This is a genomic window from Helicobacter cholecystus, from assembly GCF_003364215.1.
In the GTDB taxonomy this organism is placed as follows: Bacteria; Campylobacterota; Campylobacteria; order Campylobacterales; family Helicobacteraceae; genus Helicobacter_G; species Helicobacter_G cholecystus.
On the sequence record NZ_NXLU01000007.1, the window covers coordinates 36,494 to 51,898 of the forward strand.

General features: G+C 34.2%; 17 protein-coding genes. 15 read left to right on the forward strand and 2 right to left on the reverse strand.

Going from position 1 to position 15,405, the window contains the following annotated elements; genetic code table 11:
* The first annotated feature begins 58 nt into the window (after positions 1–58).
* Positions 59–1,369: a M99 family carboxypeptidase catalytic domain-containing protein gene (locus CQA62_RS05670; protein WP_232006781.1), complete on the forward strand. Its 1,311-nt coding sequence runs from the start codon at positions 59–61 to the stop codon at positions 1,367–1,369.
* Between the two features lie 29 nt (positions 1,370–1,398).
* Here CQA62_RS05670 and hsrA read toward each other — a convergent pair whose 3' ends face one another.
* Both hsrA and flgL read right to left on the reverse strand, forming a co-directional pair.
* On the reverse strand, positions 1,399–2,070 hold the full coding sequence (gene hsrA, locus CQA62_RS05675; RefSeq protein WP_104724958.1) for a homeostatic response regulator transcription factor HsrA: 672 nt from the start codon (positions 2,068–2,070) through the stop codon (positions 1,399–1,401).
* Positions 2,071–2,138: 68 nt separating this feature from the next.
* Entirely contained in the window at positions 2,139–4,655 is a 2,517-nt protein-coding gene (gene flgL / locus CQA62_RS05680; RefSeq protein ID WP_104724959.1) for a flagellar hook-associated protein FlgL, read from the reverse strand.
* Between the two features lie 254 nt (positions 4,656–4,909).
* On the opposite strand from flgL, the gene rplU reads away from it, so the two are divergent.
* From rplU to atpG, 14 genes are all read left to right on the forward strand, one after another.
* Positions 4,910–5,221: a 50S ribosomal protein L21 gene (gene rplU / locus CQA62_RS05685; RefSeq protein ID WP_104724960.1), complete on the forward strand. Its 312-nt coding sequence runs from the start codon at positions 4,910–4,912 to the stop codon at positions 5,219–5,221.
* 14 nt (positions 5,222–5,235) lie between these two features.
* Positions 5,236–5,490, forward strand: coding sequence for a 50S ribosomal protein L27 (rpmA, locus tag CQA62_RS05690; RefSeq protein ID WP_104724961.1), 255 nt, complete (start codon positions 5,236–5,238; stop codon positions 5,488–5,490).
* 20 nt (positions 5,491–5,510) lie between these two features.
* Positions 5,511–6,425 (forward strand): VirK/YbjX family protein, encoded by a 915-nt coding sequence (locus tag CQA62_RS05695; protein WP_104724962.1) that lies wholly within the window; start codon positions 5,511–5,513, stop codon positions 6,423–6,425.
* Positions 6,416–7,486 (forward strand): GTPase ObgE, encoded by a 1,071-nt coding sequence (obgE, locus tag CQA62_RS05700; protein ID WP_104724963.1) that lies wholly within the window; start codon positions 6,416–6,418, stop codon positions 7,484–7,486. Before CQA62_RS05695 ends, obgE begins: the two co-directional genes overlap by 10 nt.
* Entirely contained in the window at positions 7,483–8,247 is a 765-nt protein-coding gene (proB, locus tag CQA62_RS05705; protein ID WP_104724964.1) for a glutamate 5-kinase, read from the forward strand. Before obgE ends, proB begins: the two co-directional genes overlap by 4 nt.
* Positions 8,244–9,143, forward strand: coding sequence for a methionyl-tRNA formyltransferase (gene fmt, locus CQA62_RS05710; protein WP_104724965.1), 900 nt, complete (start codon positions 8,244–8,246; stop codon positions 9,141–9,143). Before proB ends, fmt begins: the two co-directional genes overlap by 4 nt.
* Complete coding sequence (locus CQA62_RS05715; RefSeq protein ID WP_232006782.1) at positions 9,137–9,784, forward strand: biotin--[acetyl-CoA-carboxylase] ligase; 648 nt, start codon at positions 9,137–9,139, stop codon at positions 9,782–9,784. Before fmt ends, CQA62_RS05715 begins: the two co-directional genes overlap by 7 nt.
* A gap of 4 nt (positions 9,785–9,788) precedes the next feature.
* Positions 9,789–10,586, forward strand: a complete 798-nt coding sequence (locus tag CQA62_RS05720) for a ParA family protein (RefSeq protein WP_104724967.1) — start codon at positions 9,789–9,791, stop codon at positions 10,584–10,586.
* Positions 10,573–11,427 carry a ParB/RepB/Spo0J family partition protein gene (locus CQA62_RS05725; RefSeq protein ID WP_104724968.1) on the forward strand — a complete coding sequence of 285 codons (855 nt, stop codon included), beginning with the start codon at positions 10,573–10,575 and terminating at the stop codon, positions 11,425–11,427. Before CQA62_RS05720 ends, CQA62_RS05725 begins: the two co-directional genes overlap by 14 nt.
* A 64-nt stretch (positions 11,428–11,491) precedes the next feature.
* Positions 11,492–11,929 carry a F0F1 ATP synthase subunit B family protein gene (locus CQA62_RS05730; protein WP_104724969.1) on the forward strand — a complete coding sequence of 146 codons (438 nt, stop codon included), beginning with the start codon at positions 11,492–11,494 and terminating at the stop codon, positions 11,927–11,929.
* Positions 11,926–12,435, forward strand: a complete 510-nt coding sequence (locus CQA62_RS05735) for a F0F1 ATP synthase subunit B family protein (protein ID WP_104724970.1) — start codon at positions 11,926–11,928, stop codon at positions 12,433–12,435. The genes CQA62_RS05730 and CQA62_RS05735 overlap by 4 nt, the downstream gene beginning before the upstream one ends.
* Positions 12,432–12,974: a F0F1 ATP synthase subunit delta gene (locus tag CQA62_RS05740; protein WP_104724971.1), complete on the forward strand. Its 543-nt coding sequence runs from the start codon at positions 12,432–12,434 to the stop codon at positions 12,972–12,974. The genes CQA62_RS05735 and CQA62_RS05740 overlap by 4 nt, the downstream gene beginning before the upstream one ends.
* Position 12,975: 1 nt before the next feature.
* Positions 12,976–14,484 (forward strand): F0F1 ATP synthase subunit alpha, encoded by a 1,509-nt coding sequence (gene atpA, locus CQA62_RS05745; RefSeq protein WP_104724972.1) that lies wholly within the window; start codon positions 12,976–12,978, stop codon positions 14,482–14,484.
* A gap of 12 nt (positions 14,485–14,496) precedes the next feature.
* Complete coding sequence (atpG, locus tag CQA62_RS05750; protein WP_104724973.1) at positions 14,497–15,393, forward strand: ATP synthase F1 subunit gamma; 897 nt, start codon at positions 14,497–14,499, stop codon at positions 15,391–15,393.
* Positions 15,394–15,405: the final 12 nt, after the last annotated feature.

The window sequence follows — 15,405 nt, forward strand, 5'->3', positions numbered from 1 at the left end:
ATTTTTTTATTGGTTTTATTGATAATATTTGATTGATATTTTATGACTAGGATTTTATTTGAGAAATTTAATATTTATGATATGGCTCTGTTTATCTTTAAACGCAGAAGTGATTGATTTTAGTTTAATTAAGATGTCTTCACAATCCAAAACTTCCCCACATATTCTTCTTATTGGGGGGATTCAAGGAGATGAGCCTGGCGGGTTTAATGCTCTTAATCTTTTTTTGCAACACTATACAATTAAGCAGGGTGAAGTATGGGTAATTCCCAATCTTAATGCTCATAGCATTTTGCAAAATCATCGTGGGATTTATGGAGATATGAATCGTAAATTTAAAACACTTCAAGTTAATGATCCTGAATATCCGATCATTGAGCGCTTAAAAAAGATTATTTTAGATGATGAAATTGAATTTATTTTTCATCTCCATGATGGGAGTGGTTTTTATAGGGAAAAATTTATTTCAAATACACTCAACCCCAATCGTTGGGGAAACTGTTCCATTATTGATCAAGCAAAATTAAATGGCGCAAAGTATGGAGATTTACTGCACTATTCTCAAAATATTGTTAAGCATATCAATCAAAATGCACTTAAAGATTTGCATCTATATCGTGTGAGAAATACCCATACAGCAAAAGAAGATAAGGAGATGGAAAAGAGTCTTACATTTTTTGCTGTGCAAAATAATAAGGGGGCAATAGCCAATGAAGCCAGCAAAAACCTCTCTGTTGCCGAGCGCGTGTATTATCATCTTTTGGCTATTGAGGGAATGCTAGAAACGATTGGGGTTAAATTTGATCGTAATTTTGCATTAACACCTAAAAATGTTCAAAAACTTATTGATGATAAAAATGCAAGGATTCAAATTACAGATTTAATTACGCTTCCTATGATGGGATTAAAAAAAAAGATTTCATATTTTCCGCTCCCTTCTAAAGATATTGCCAGTATCGCTATAAAATCTAATCATTATATTGTGGGAATGCTTAAAAAAAATAATGTTATTTTGCTTAAATATGGTAATCGTGTTGTTACCCAATTCTCTCCGCTGTATCTTGAATTTTCTAAAGAGAAAATTACCCTAGATTTCGAAGTTGATGGAGAAAGAAAAGAAGTGAGAGTAGGTGAAATTCTTAAAGTGAAAAATAACTTTAAGGTTGTTTTGCCTAAAGATTCTCATTTGAGGGTTAATATTATTGGATTTTCTCCCAATAACAATCCTTCCACTGAAGCTAATCTTAATGTCAAACTTACATCAATGATAAAAGCATATTCCATTGATATTGCACAAAAACAATATAGGGTTGAAATCTATAGAGGAAAAGTTTTTATGGGGATGGTGATTGTGGAGTTTGATAGCTAGCAAGAAAGTCTTGCTAGGAGAATCTTCTATTATTTCTTCTTAGGATAGCAGAAGCGATAACCCCTTCTTCTTACAGTCTCAATGGTTGTAATTCCCAAAGGTTTGTCAATCTTTTGTCGAATTTGATTAATCGCTACTTCAATAACATTTGGAGTTACAAGCTCAGGCTCTTCCCAAATTGCATCTAAGAGCTGTTCTTTTGAAACGATTTGATCTTTATGACGTGCAAGATGAGTGAGAACTTCAAATGGCTTACCCTTAACTTCTAATCCTTTATTTTTAAAAGTTACACGCTCTTCTGTTGGATTGATTGAGAGATCGCCAATCTCGATTGCAGAATTACCCCAAAATCTTAAGTGTGCTTCAATTCTTGCAAGCAAGATATCAAAGTCAATTGGTTTAACAATAAAGTCATCAGCACCTTTTTTTAAAGCCGTAATTTCATATTCTTTGACCTTTTTAGATGATAAAACAATGATGGGAGTTTTAGGCATTGCATCTTTGATAGAAGGAATTAAGTCAGTTGCAGTTCCATCAGGTAAGACATAATTCATAATCACAAGATCATAGTTTCTAATTCCAGAGAAGTATTCCCCATCTTTAATACTCTCTGCAACATCAGTTTGATAGCCAAACTCATTAAGTATTTCACTGAGTGTTCTATGGAGTGTTGGTTCGTCTTCAATGATCAAAATTCTCATTATGTTTCCTTATATTTTAAGATGTATTTAAGCGATTATATCACACTATTTGTGATTTTAATATTTTGTTAAACATAATCAAGAATTGACATTTTGTGAATTTTGCTTGATGAATTTAAGACCGCATCATAGTTGGTGCTAAGATTAGAAAATTTATTATAAGCCTCTGCAATATCTGCCCCAATATTCTCTCCTCTTAAACTTTGCACCTGATTCATTAAAACCTCATTTTTTGTAATAGAGGATTCAAAACTCTTTCCATAAGAACCATTAAGAGCAATCATTTTTTCTACATGATCACCTAGATGCTTAAGGGCATTAAGACTATTTTGAATCCCAATATTTCTCATATTGCTATTGTAAGAGGTGGGGAATTCATCAGGTCGGTAGATTCCATCCCTAACTGCTTTGATTGCAACATCTAAAGAATCAAAGAAATTAATTTGAGGCTTGTCAATTGTGAGGGCATTATTGGCATGAAGCAATAAGCCATTTTCTGTCTCTCTGATACTCTCTTGAGAAAAATCATCACTTTGAGTATCTGACATTGAAAATTCCATATTACTCATTGATCTTGTGCGATCGTGGATTTCAATTTGCCCATTTTCATTGAGCATAATCTCTATGCGACTAGCAGCCTGTGTGCTGATCTCTTCATAGAGTTCTTTCTGTTCTACGCTGTAGTTTTCAGGATTATTAAGCAATTTTTGATATCTTGCCTCATCTTGATTGGAATAATTTAGGGCAATAGCAAGCGTGTCCATAAGTTGTCGATAAGAAATATTTTCAGGGCGTGCAATGCTTGCCTTACCCTTTTCATTAAGATTAACAATAGGGATTTTGTATTCTTTAAGATTTTGAGGAGTAGAATCTTTTGAAGGCAGTACAAGATAGCATCCTGCTTTTTCAAAAAGCATCTTTGCCTTTACTTCTACGCCATTATGATCTTTAAGATGAAGCGTGTAGGTTTTTCCCTCAAGATTTCCAGCCACATCTATAAGTCTTGTTTCATCTGTGGCATATCCATCTTTTCCTAAGATAACCTGAGAGATATTGGAAGTCAGTTTTGAGCCATGTTTTTCAAAGAATACATCATCATATGTATTGTGAAAATCAGTTTTAATTCCATTGGTGAGGAAATTATTTTTATCTGCGGTAGAAAGTGTAAGGTTGATTTTTGATGCAACATTATTTTTCTTTGCATCCAAATCTATAATCAAGAGCTTTCCATTGGCAATTTCAGCTTGGACGTTATATCCATTATTTTGATAAAAAGTTTCAATATCTTTAAGAACATCAATGATTTTTGCATCTTTGGTGTTGAAAGTAAGAACTTGTGGTTTTTTATCTTCATCTTTAAATTGGCCATCAAAGTGAATGCTGAAAATCTCTGAATCAAAGATTTCGCTTAAATCCGTATTGCTATTTGCTGGAACTTTTGTTTTTTGAGAAATAAAAGTTACAGGAATTTCGACTTGATATTGCTTATAAGTATCTAGAAGACTCTGGATAGAAGAAATTTGTTTATTGCTAATATATGGGCTTTTCTGAAAGCTTATAACCTTTGCCCCTAGAGTTGGGAGAGTGCTCACATCATCAACATCTTTATTACTTGCAATAAGATTAAAGCTAAGATTTGAACTTCCATCTACAAGAGATTTGATCTCAATCTCCCCCCAAGGATTCAGTGTTACATCAACTACCTTTGAGGCTTGATTATTTCCAAATTCTCTTCCAATGCGATCAAGCAAATCACTCACCTTTGTTGCATTATCTGGAGAAATATAAGATTGCTCAAGTGTAAATTTAGATTTAAAGCGACTCCCATCTGGACGGATTCCACGTAAATAAAAAGTCATAGGTTCATCATTGCTGGTAATGTCATCATTGTCACCCATTAAATCACGCAATGTGTCTGTTGATTTGATAAATACCTCTGTAGGAACCTCATCTTTATTGAGTTTATCCATAATATTTGGGTGAAGTTTGCTTTGATTGTATTTTTTAATATTTCCTGTAACAGAAGTGCTATAGTCCTTGTCATTCCCTAAAAAGAGATCGCTTCCAGGGATATTATAAGGGATCATAACATTGGGACCAATAACAGCTTCAAGTTTTTGATTATTGCCTTTATATTGTCCATCTTGTCCAATGGGGGGATTTTTAATCTTTGTTCCACCAAAAAGATATTCTCCTCCAATCGAAGTATTAGCAATATTCATCATATGGGCTTTAAGAACGGCAAGCTCATTTGCAATGGCAGCTCTTGAAGTTGGGGATTGGGGTTGATTGGCAACTTGTAAGAGTTTTGTATTAAAATCAAGGATAGCTTTTGAGAGCTCTTGGAGTGCCTTATCAGAGTTGATTGTATTGTTATAAGCATTGCGTGCAACATCAATATTTTGCTGAAGTGTAGTTTCTTGATAGCCAAGTTGGAGATCTTTATTATAAACACGACTGTCTTCATAGCTGTGTTGAATCTTTTTCCCAGATGCAATTTTTGCATTCAGTTCATTTAATCTTGATTGTAAAGAATCTTGTGAACCGCTGATTTGGTTGTATTTTGTCCCAAAAGTTACACGCATTTTACTTATCCATCCTTTAATCACCCTTATATTGCTAATTAAATATAGCAACTTCCATTTTACTAAAACTACATCGACAGCAAAAAGAATTCCTTAAAAAACAAAATAAAGAGTTTGAGAAATTTATCATTTTTATTTCGAAAAATAGACAAAAAATATTATAATCTGAACTTTGTTTTTAGTGAAAGCTAGGAGCAGCAGCACTGACTCTGTGCTTTATAAAAAGAGTTAAATTAAAACCCAAGGAAGCAACGATGTATGCAGTGTTTAAGAATGGAGGCAAACAATACAAGGTGCAAGAGGGAGATATCATTCTTCTTGATAAAATGAGCCTTGAGCCAAAGTCAAAGATACAATTGCAAGAAGTACTTGCAATTGTAGATGGTGAAAAAAGTAAGTTAGGAACCCCTTTTATTTCAGGTGCTCTTATTGAGGCGGAAGTCATCAATGAGGGGCGAGCAAAAAAAGTGATTACCTTTAAAAAACGAAGAAGAAAAGACAGCAAAGTCAAAAGAGGTTTTAGAAGAGATTTCACTCGCATTAGAATTATTAAAATTGTAGGATAAGGAAGGAGTAAGATATGGCTCACAAGAAAGGTCAGGGTAGTACACAAAATAATAGAGATTCAGCAGGTCGTCGCTTAGGCGTTAAAAAATTTGGATCCCAGTTTGTTAGAGCAGGAAATATTATTATTCGACAAAGAGGAACAAAAGTACATGCTGGAAATAATGTAGGTATGGGAAAAGATCATACAATTTATGCATTAATTGATGGTGTTGTAAAATTTGAACAAAAAAGTAAGGACAGAAAGAAAGTTTCTGTTTATCCTGCTTAATCCACTTTTTAGGTTGGCAAATGACATACCGATGGCCTGAGTTTTCTGCACTCTTTGGAAAACTCAGCGATCGGATAGGTTTTGAGAGCAAATCCTATTTTTTTAAACAATATATTCGTTTTACTCTTCGTAATTTTTTAGCAAGAAAACAAATCAGTCCTTTTGTAGATTTTGTCAATCAGCACCCCAGAAGAATTGCTTTGTTTTCTAAGCATTTGGGCCAAGACTACTGGATTGTAAGTAAAGATTTTTTAAATGCAAAATTTTGTGCTTCAGAGAGATTGAAATATATCAAATATAATCTTATTGCAATCGAAGAATTGTTGAGTGATGAACTTTTTTACAGACTTCTTAATGGGGAGCAGGTAGTGGTTTATACTCTGTCTTGGGGGTTAGAATGTGTTCTGACTTTTAACGGAGCATTTGAGGAGGGGTTTTTGGCTATAAGATTAAGAAGCGATGGATTAACCTTTTATCACTGCTCAATTGCCTTTGCTCCTTTTAGGGGTAAGAGGGTAATTTTTATTCCCTGTATGCAAGGTCTTGGCAATACCCAAGAAGTGCGAAATAAAATCAAGGAGAGTACAAAGAAGAATTTTGGGATTCGACCTCAGAATCTTCTTTTAGAAACATTAAGGATTTTAGGGAAGTTTTGGGGGGATTCAACTATTCTAGCAGTGAGGCAAACCCAACAAGTTCGCTATAAACCCTTGGGTAAAAGAAATTATTTTGTAGATTATGATGAAATGTGGAAAGATTTGGGGGGAGAACTTGATGGAGAGTATTACAAACTTATTGATGTAAAGAGAAAAGATTTAAATGAGATTCCAAGTCAAAAACGGTCAATGTATAAGAAACGCTTTGCACTTTTGGAAGAGTTACAAGAAAGCTTAGGAAATAATTTTAGAAATATAGGATTAAAAGAATGTTTGTAGATTGTGTAGATATTTTTGTCTCTTCAGGAAAAGGAGGGGCAGGAGCTGTAAGCTTTAGAAGAGAAAAATTTGTCATTCAAGGTGGGCCTGATGGGGGAGATGGGGGAAGAGGAGGGAGTGTATTTTTTGAAGTTGATAACAATAGTGATACTCTCTCAAAATTTCGAGGAGCTAAACACTATAAAGCAGAAAATGGCCGACCTGGTGAGGGGAAGAACAAAACAGGGCGAAGTGGGGAGGATCTAATTATTAAAGTTCCTGCTGGAACGCAAGTTTTTGATGAAGAAAATGGAGAATTGCTTTTGGATTTGAAAGAGGGGAGACATTTATTATTTGAAGGAGGAAAAGGAGGACTAGGCAATGCAAGATTTAAAAACTCAGTCAATCAACGTCCAACTTATGCACAACAAGGTATTTCTGGACAAAAAGCCCATTTACGCTTAGAGCTCAAACTTATTGCTGATGTTGGACTTGTAGGATTCCCAAATGTGGGGAAATCGACTTTAATTTCTGCTCTTTCAAATGCAAAACCCCAGATTGCAAATTATGAATTTACAACACTTGTACCGAATTTAGGTGTTGTTGATGTGGGTGATTTTGATAGCTTTGTGATGGCTGATATTCCTGGAATTATTGATGGTGCAAGTGAAGGAAGGGGATTAGGAATTGATTTTTTACGCCATATTGAGAGAACCAAGATGCTTTTATTTGTTTTAGATTGTGTAAATTATCGCACTTTAATTCAGCAGTATGAATATTTAAGAGTGGAGTTAGAGAAATTTTCACAAGAGCTTAGCATTCGTCCTTTTGGGATTGTATTAAGTAAAATTGATATTGCTGGGGATTTGTCCTTACAAATTAAGGAATTTTTGGAATTCTTAAAATTACCCCAACTTGAATATAAAGGAAGTGTATATGCTGCTGAGAGAATAAGGGGAGAGTTTGAGCTTGAAAAACCACACCATGCTCTTTTTGTCCTCCCCATCTCTTCAGCATTAAGCACTAATCTTTCCACCCTCAAACTTTTTCTTTCTAAATCTTTAAAAGAGAGTGAGCAATGAAAAGAATTGTCATAAAGATTGGAACTTCAAATCTTAGTGATGGGGAGAAAATTTGGATAGAGGCTATTGAGCGCATTGCCCAAAGTATTGCAAGACTCTCTAAAAAATTTGAAATTATCCTTGTAACCTCTGGTGCTGTGGCGAGTGGTTACACTAAACTTAGGCTTGATAAAAGTAAGATTGCCTCTAAACAGGCTTTAGCAAGTATTGGACAGCCTCTATTGCTTGAAACTTATCGTAAAGTTTTTGAAAAATATTCTATTCTTAATGCTCAGATTTTACTTTGTGGACATGATTTTGATTCACGAAGTTGCACACAAAATGCAAAGGATACAATTGAAATTTTACTCTCAAATAAAGTTTTGCCTATTATTAATGAAAATGATTCGCTTGCAACAGCAGAACTTAAGTTTGGGGACAATGATCGTTTAAGTGCTCATGTGGCTTACTATTTTGATGCAGATTTATTAGTGATTTTAAGTGATATTGATGGGTATTATGATAAAAATCCCCATCAATATTCTGATGCAAAATTGATTAAAACAATGAGTTTTATCCCAGAAGAAAATCTTAAAACCAATTATGATCCCCATGGACATTTTGCTACGGGTGGAATTGTCACTAAATTGATTGCAGCAGATTTTTTAATTCAAAGAGGAAAGAGAATGTTTCTTTGCAATGGACAAAAGCTAGAGATACTTGAGAGACTTCTTTTAGAGGGGATTCAAGAGAGTGGGACAATCTTTGGGGAACAGAAATGAAAATTGCCTTTTTTGGGACTCCATTTTTTGCACGAGTTATTTTGCAACAAGTATCTGAAGTGTATGAAGTTGTTGCAGTCATTACTCAACCTGATAAACCCTTTGGTAGAAAGCAAGAACTTAAACCCTCGCAAGTTAAAGAATTTGCGCTTCATAAAAATTTTCCACTTTTTCAGCCTGAAAAACTTGAGAACACACTTTTACAAAAGCTTGAAATCCTTGGTGCAGAAGTATTTGTGGTTGTAGCTTTTGGACAGTTTTTTCCTCCAAGTTTTTTAAATGCAAAATTATGTTTAAATGTTCATGCCTCTCTTCTCCCCCTGCTCAGAGGTGCCTCTCCTTTACAGGAAATGATTTTAGAGGATAAAAAAAATTTTGGAGTGAGTGTGATGAAGATGGATGAAGGAATGGATAGCGGTGATATTATGGCACTGAGCTACTTGCTTTCTTCTTGCAATCTTCCTTTAGAGGTTCTTTTAGAGCAAATGGCAAAACTGGGAGGAAAATTATTGCTTAAAACTTTAGATAAGCTTAAAGAGATTGAGCCAATGAGACAAATTCATTGTGATGCAAGTTATTGTAAAAAAATCAAAAAAGAAGAGGGGCGTGTGGATTTTTCTAGCGGAAAGATCATTGTCAATAAGCTTTTGGCTTTTAGTCTATGGCCTAGCGTTTTTCTTGCAAATGGATTAAAAATTATTCGGGCAGAATTTATTTACTCTTCTTGTATGCAAGAAGTTGGAAGAATCGAAGAAATCGGACAAGAGGAGGTGAGAGTGGCTTGTGGAGATGGTATTTTAAAACTTTTTGAAGTTCAACCTCCCTCAAAGCAAAAAATGAAAGCACTAGATTATGTAAGAGGTAAAAGATTGGGGGTTGGAGAGGTGTTTTGCTAAGATTTTTTGTTTTTGAAGAAATTCATTCAACTCAAGATTATGCACTGACTTTGCTTAAAAGTGAGCATCCCCCAAAACTTCCAATTTGTGTAATGGCAAACTCTCAAACCCAAGGTAGGGGAAGTCGAGGAAATGCTTGGGATAGAGTAGAGAGAGCATTGCTTTTTTCCTTTGCATTTAAAAAGAAGGACCTGCCTAAAGATTTACCTATCCAATCTCTTTCTTTATACTTAGGGGAAGTTATGGAGGAATTTTTACTTGATAAGGGATCAAAATCTATATGGCTAAAATGGCCAAATGATTTGTATATAAGAGAGAAAAAAATTGGTGGGATCTTGACGCAGTGTGTGGGAGAAAACTGTATTTGTGGAATTGGAATTAATCTTGAAAGTCAAACATATGCGCAACTTGACTTGCATATTTTAGAGACGCAAAAACAGCCCTTTGTGCAAGAATTTTTAGAATTTTTATTCAGCTTTCCAACTTGGAAGGAAATTTTCAGTAAATACAAGTTAAAATTTCACAAGAATTTCTCATATTATTTTCATCATCACAATCAAAAAATTTCTTTTAGAGATGCTGTTTTATGTGAGGATGGTGCAATTATGATTGATAATCAAAAAATTTATTCTCTAAGGTAGGATTATGTGTGAAGTTATTGCAATTGCCAATCAAAAGGGAGGAGTAGGGAAAACAACAACAGCAGTCAATCTTTCTGCTTCCTTGGCTAATGCAAAAAAGAGAGTTTTGCTTATTGATTTTGATCCGCAAGCAAATGCAACAACAAGCCTTGGTTTAAGAAGAAATGAAATTGAATTTGATATTTATCATGTTCTTGTGGGAAGTAAAAAACTTCATGAAGTGATTCAAAAAACAGATATGCCTACACTTTTTATTGCACCTTCAAATATTGGTCTTGTCGGGATTGAAAAAGAGTTTTACAATAAACGAGGATCAGGAAGAGAATTGTTATTGAAAAAAAAGATTGAAGAGGTGAGGAGTCAATATGATTTTATTGTTATAGATTCTCCACCAGCACTTGGACCTCTTACAATTAATGCCTTAAGTGCTGCAAATTCTGTGATTATCCCTATTCAGTGTGAATTTTTTGCTTTAGAAGGATTGGCACAACTCTTAAGCACAATTAAATTGCTTAAAGATTCGAGTAATCCAGATTTAGTGATTCGAGGTTTTTTGCCCACAATGTATTCCTTGCAAAATAATCTTTCAAAGCAAGTCTTGGCTGATTTAACACAACATTTTGATCAATCATTGTTTAAAAAAGGAAAAACTCACATTTTGGTTCCAAGAAGTGTTAAGCTTGCAGAATCGCCAAGCTTTGGTAAGCCTATTTTACTTTATGATTATCGCTCAAATGGAAGTATTGCTTATCAAGATTTAGCAAAAGCAATTCTCAAAGGAGTGGGCAGTGGCAAAGCATAAGAAAATGGCATTAGGTAGAGGATTGGGTGAGATTTTAGGAGAGGTCAAAGAAGCCTATGAGAAAAGTATAGGAGATGAAAGAGAAAGTGTAATTGAGCTTGATATTCACTCTATTGTCCCCAATCCTTATCAACCTAGAAAACAATTTGATGATGCGAGTTTAGAGGATTTGGCAAATTCCATTAAAGAATATGGACTCTTGCAACCTATTTTAGTTTATAAAGATGCTCATAAGTATGTTTTAATTGCAGGAGAGCGAAGATTAAGAGCAAGCAAAAGTCTTGGTCTTACAAAGATTAAAGCCATTGTTGCAGATATTGACCCTTCTCTTTTGCGTGAAGTTGCATTGATTGAGAATATTCAGCGAGAGGATCTCAATCCTATTGATCTTGCTTATGCCTATCAAGAATTGATTAATATTTATAGTCTCACTCATGAAGAATTAGCAGAGCGTCTTCAAAAATCAAGAGCACAAATTACCAACACTTTAAGATTACTCAATCTTTGCAAAGATGTGCAAGAAATGATCATTCAGGGAAAGATTGCTCAAGGACATGCAAAGGTATTGATCTCACTTGATGAAGAGAATCAAAAAAAAATTGCTCATTCTATCGTGGGGCAAAATCTTTCTGTACGCGATGTTGAGGCAATGATTAAAAATATTAAAACATCTAAAGAAAAGCAGAACAAAAAAGAAATCACCAATCCTTCACAAGAAAGTTTGGAGCTTAAGAATTTATTAGAAAAAAATAAATTAAATTTTTCACTCAATGATAGAAGACTTACTATTCACTTTAAGAGTCAAGAAGAGATTAAAACACTCCTAAAATTGATAAAGTAGGGCTAATCTCTCTCTTTTTTAGATATTATTTTATAATGTATATTTCAAAGGATAGGAGTAGGAATTGAGTTTAGATTTAAATCCATTTTTGATGCTATTGGTCTTTGTTACCTTTTTGCTACTCATTTTTATTCTTAATATTTGGCTTTATCGCCCAATGTTAGCATTTATGCAACAAAGAGAGCGTCTTTTGGGTGAAAACGCACAAGGGATTGAGGAGAAAAAAGCGGAAATACAAAGGTTAAAAGCCCAAATTGAGCAAGTACTCATGGAAGCAAAAGATGAAGCTAAACAAATCAGAGATCTTGCTACAAGTCAAGCACAAGCCCTTTATGATGAGAAGTTTGAAAAAACAAAAGCAGAACTTGATTTGCGTTATTTGACTTCTCTTAATGAACTTAAGGAAAAACAAGTTGTCATTCGTTCGGAACTTGAGAAAACCCAAAATGCACTTAATACAGAAGTTAAAGTAAAATTTACATCACTAGGAGAGATTCAATGAGTAAAGTTTTACTACTGGTGGGAATATTGAGTATTGGACTTTTTGGATCTGAAGTTTCTTTTACACAAAGTGATTTTATAGAGAGATTGATTAATTTTATTATTTTCTTTTTGATCCTTTGGTATTTTGGTTCTTCAAGAATTAAACAAATTTTTATCAATCGAAGAGAGAGAATCTCTGAGGAATTTAATCGTACTCAAGAAGAAGAGCAGCATGTCAAAAGAGAAAGAGAAAAAATAAAAAAATCTCTTGAGGATGCAAAAAATAAAGCAGCAGAAATCATTGCTTTAGCAAAAAAAGATTCTTATCTTATTTCTCAAAAGTATGAAGAAAAATTAGATAAGGATATCAAAATGGTTGTTGCTGCAAATGAAGAAAAACTTCAACAAGTTGAACGTTCAATCATTCAAGAAGAAGTTAAAAGAAGTCTAGATTGTATTTGTAAGGACTTAAAGCATGATGATGAATATTATGCTCGAGTCATTGCTAAAGGAATAGAATTATGAAAAATACTTTGAGTTTGAGATATGCACAAGCTTTTATTGAAGTATTGGGTGAAGAGAAGTGTAAAGAGTTGTTGCAAAAATATGAGGAGATCAAAGCATTATATGCTCAAGAAGATTTTATAGCCTTATTGCATAATCCTTTTATTCATTCTCAAAAAAAATCTCAAGTTGTTTTAGAAATTTTAAATATTGAAGCTAGGGAGGTGCATTCTGGAATTGAAGTTTTAAGTAATGCAGGGAGATTAAAGATATTGCCTAATGTCTTGAACAAAATGATAGATATCTTTGCATCAAAACAACAGATTTATCAAGCAGTGCTTTATTCTCAAACAAAAACATCAGCATATTTGTTGGAAAAAATTAGCACTACTCTTTCATCAAAGGTCGGTGGAAAAGTTCAAATCGTTCAAAAACTATGGGAAAAAGATGGAATAAAATGCGTCATTGAGGATTTGGATTTAGAGATTTCTTTCTCTCAAAATGCATTCATCCAGCATCTTAAAGAATATATTTTAGACACATTTAAAAAAGGAGTATAAGTTGAAAATCAAAGCAGAAGAAATTAGCTCAATTATCAAAGAGAAGATTAGCCATTTTCAAATGGATCTCAAAATCGATGAGGTGGGCAAAGTCCTAACATACGCTGATGGTGTTGCAAAGGTTTATGGTCTTAAAAATGTTATGTACTATGAGATGGTTGAGTTTGAAAGTGGAGACATTGGTCTAGCTTCTAGCTTAGAGGAAGATTTTGTTGGGGTTGTGGTTTTAGGGAATGGAAAGAGTATTAAAGAGGGGATGAGTGTTAAGCGATTGCATCGTTTGATGAAAGTTCCTGTAGGTGAGTGTCTTGTGGGAAGAGTTCTTAATACCTTGGGTGAACCCATTGATGGAAAAGGTGCAATTGATACAAGAGAGTATCGTTTTGTTGAAGAAAAGGCACCTGGAATTATGGATAGGAAATCTGTTCATGAACCACTTCAAACAGGCATTAAAGCAATTGATGCACTTGTACCTATCGGTCGAGGACAGAGGGAGCTTATTATTGGTGATAGACAGACTGGAAAGACTACAATTGCAGTTGATACAATTATCAATCAAAAAGGACAAGATGTCATTTGCATCTATGTTGCAATTGGTCAAAAAGAATCAACAGTTGCACAAGTTGTCAGAAGACTTGAAGAGCATGGGGCAATGGAGTATACAATCATAATCAATGCATCTGCTTCAGATTCTGCTGCTATGCAATTTTTAGCACCTTATACAGGTGTAACAATGGGTGAATATTTTAGAGATAATGCAAAGCATGCATTGATTGTTTATGATGATTTAAGCAAGCATGCTATAGCATATCGTGAAATGTCACTCATTCTTAGAAGACCTCCAGGTCGTGAAGCATTTCCTGGAGATGTTTTCTATCTGCACTCAAGATTGCTTGAGCGTGCTGCAAAGGTAAGTGATGCTCTTGGAGCAGGTTCTCTTACGGCATTGCCTATCATTGAAACTCAAGCTGGAGATGTTTCAGCTTATATTCCAACAAATGTGATCTCAATTACTGATGGACAAATTTTTCTTGAAACAGATTTATTTTACTCAGGAATTCGTCCAGCTATCAATGTGGGACTTTCGGTTTCAAGGGTTGGAGGAGCTGCACAAATTAAGGCTACAAAACAAGTATCAGGTACTTTAAGACTTGATTTGGCTCAATATCGTGAACTTCAAGCATTTGCACAGTTTGCATCAAATCTTGATGAGACAAGTAAGAAACAGCTTGAGAGAGGACAAAGAATGGTTGAAGTACTTAAACAACCTCCTTATTCTCCACTTCCAATACAGAAGCAAATTGTCATTATTTATGCTGGTGCTAACGGATATCTTGATGATATTAGTGTTTCTCAAATTACACAATTTGAAACAGAGCTTTATGCATTTATTGAGGATAAATATCCTACAATTTTTACTGCAATTGCAGAGAAAAAAGCACTTGATGAGAGTATTCAATCCGAGCTTAAAAAAGCCCTAGAAGATTTTAAAATGTCATTTTTTAACTAAGGAAACGAGCAGATGGGAGGGAATCTAAAGGAGATTCGCAGAAAGATTGGGAGTGTTCAAAATACTCAAAAAACCACTAGAGCTATGAAACTTGTTTCTGCTTCTAAGCTTAAAAAAGCTGAAGAGGTTGCTAAACAAGCAAGAGTATTTGCTACAAAGCTCTCTGAAGTGTTTGAAGAAATTGTTCAAAGAGTTGCAAATGTGGGTTTTGAGAATCTGAATATCCCAATCTTTCAAGCGTCTAAACAAAGAGAGGTTAAGGTTGTAGATATTATTTTTATTACTGCTGAAAAGGGCTTATGCGGTGCTTTTAATCAATCAGTCATCAAAGAAGTAATGACACTCATTAAGCATTATCAAAATAAAAATATTAAAGTCAGATTAAGGGGAATTGGAAAAAAGGGTATAAGTTTTTTTCAATTTAATCATATTCCTATTTTTGATGAGGCTAAAGATCTTTCATCAACCCCAGATTACAAGAAGGCTGTAGAATTTTTAAAAAAATCTGTTGATGATTTTATTCGCGGTGAAACTGATGAAGTTTTGATGATTCATAATGGATTTAAGAGTGTGATTTCTCAAGAAGTCAAAATTAAGAAGATTTTGCCCTTTATTGCACATAAGGATATCCAAGGTAAGGAATATTCTGTTTTGAGTGCTGATGTAGAAGATGAGCAAGAACAAATTTTGCAAGATCTTTCAGAGCAATATCTTAATTACAATCTTTATTATGCACTCCTTGATTCTCTTGTTGCTGAGCATAGTGCAAGAGTTCAGGCAATGGAGGCTGCAACAAGCAATGCAGGAAATTTAGTAAGAAGTTTAACAATTTCATACAACAAAGCAAGACAAGAGGCGATTACAACAGAGCTTGTTGAGATCAATGCTGGTGTTGAAGCAATGAAGTAAAATAAGGAGGAA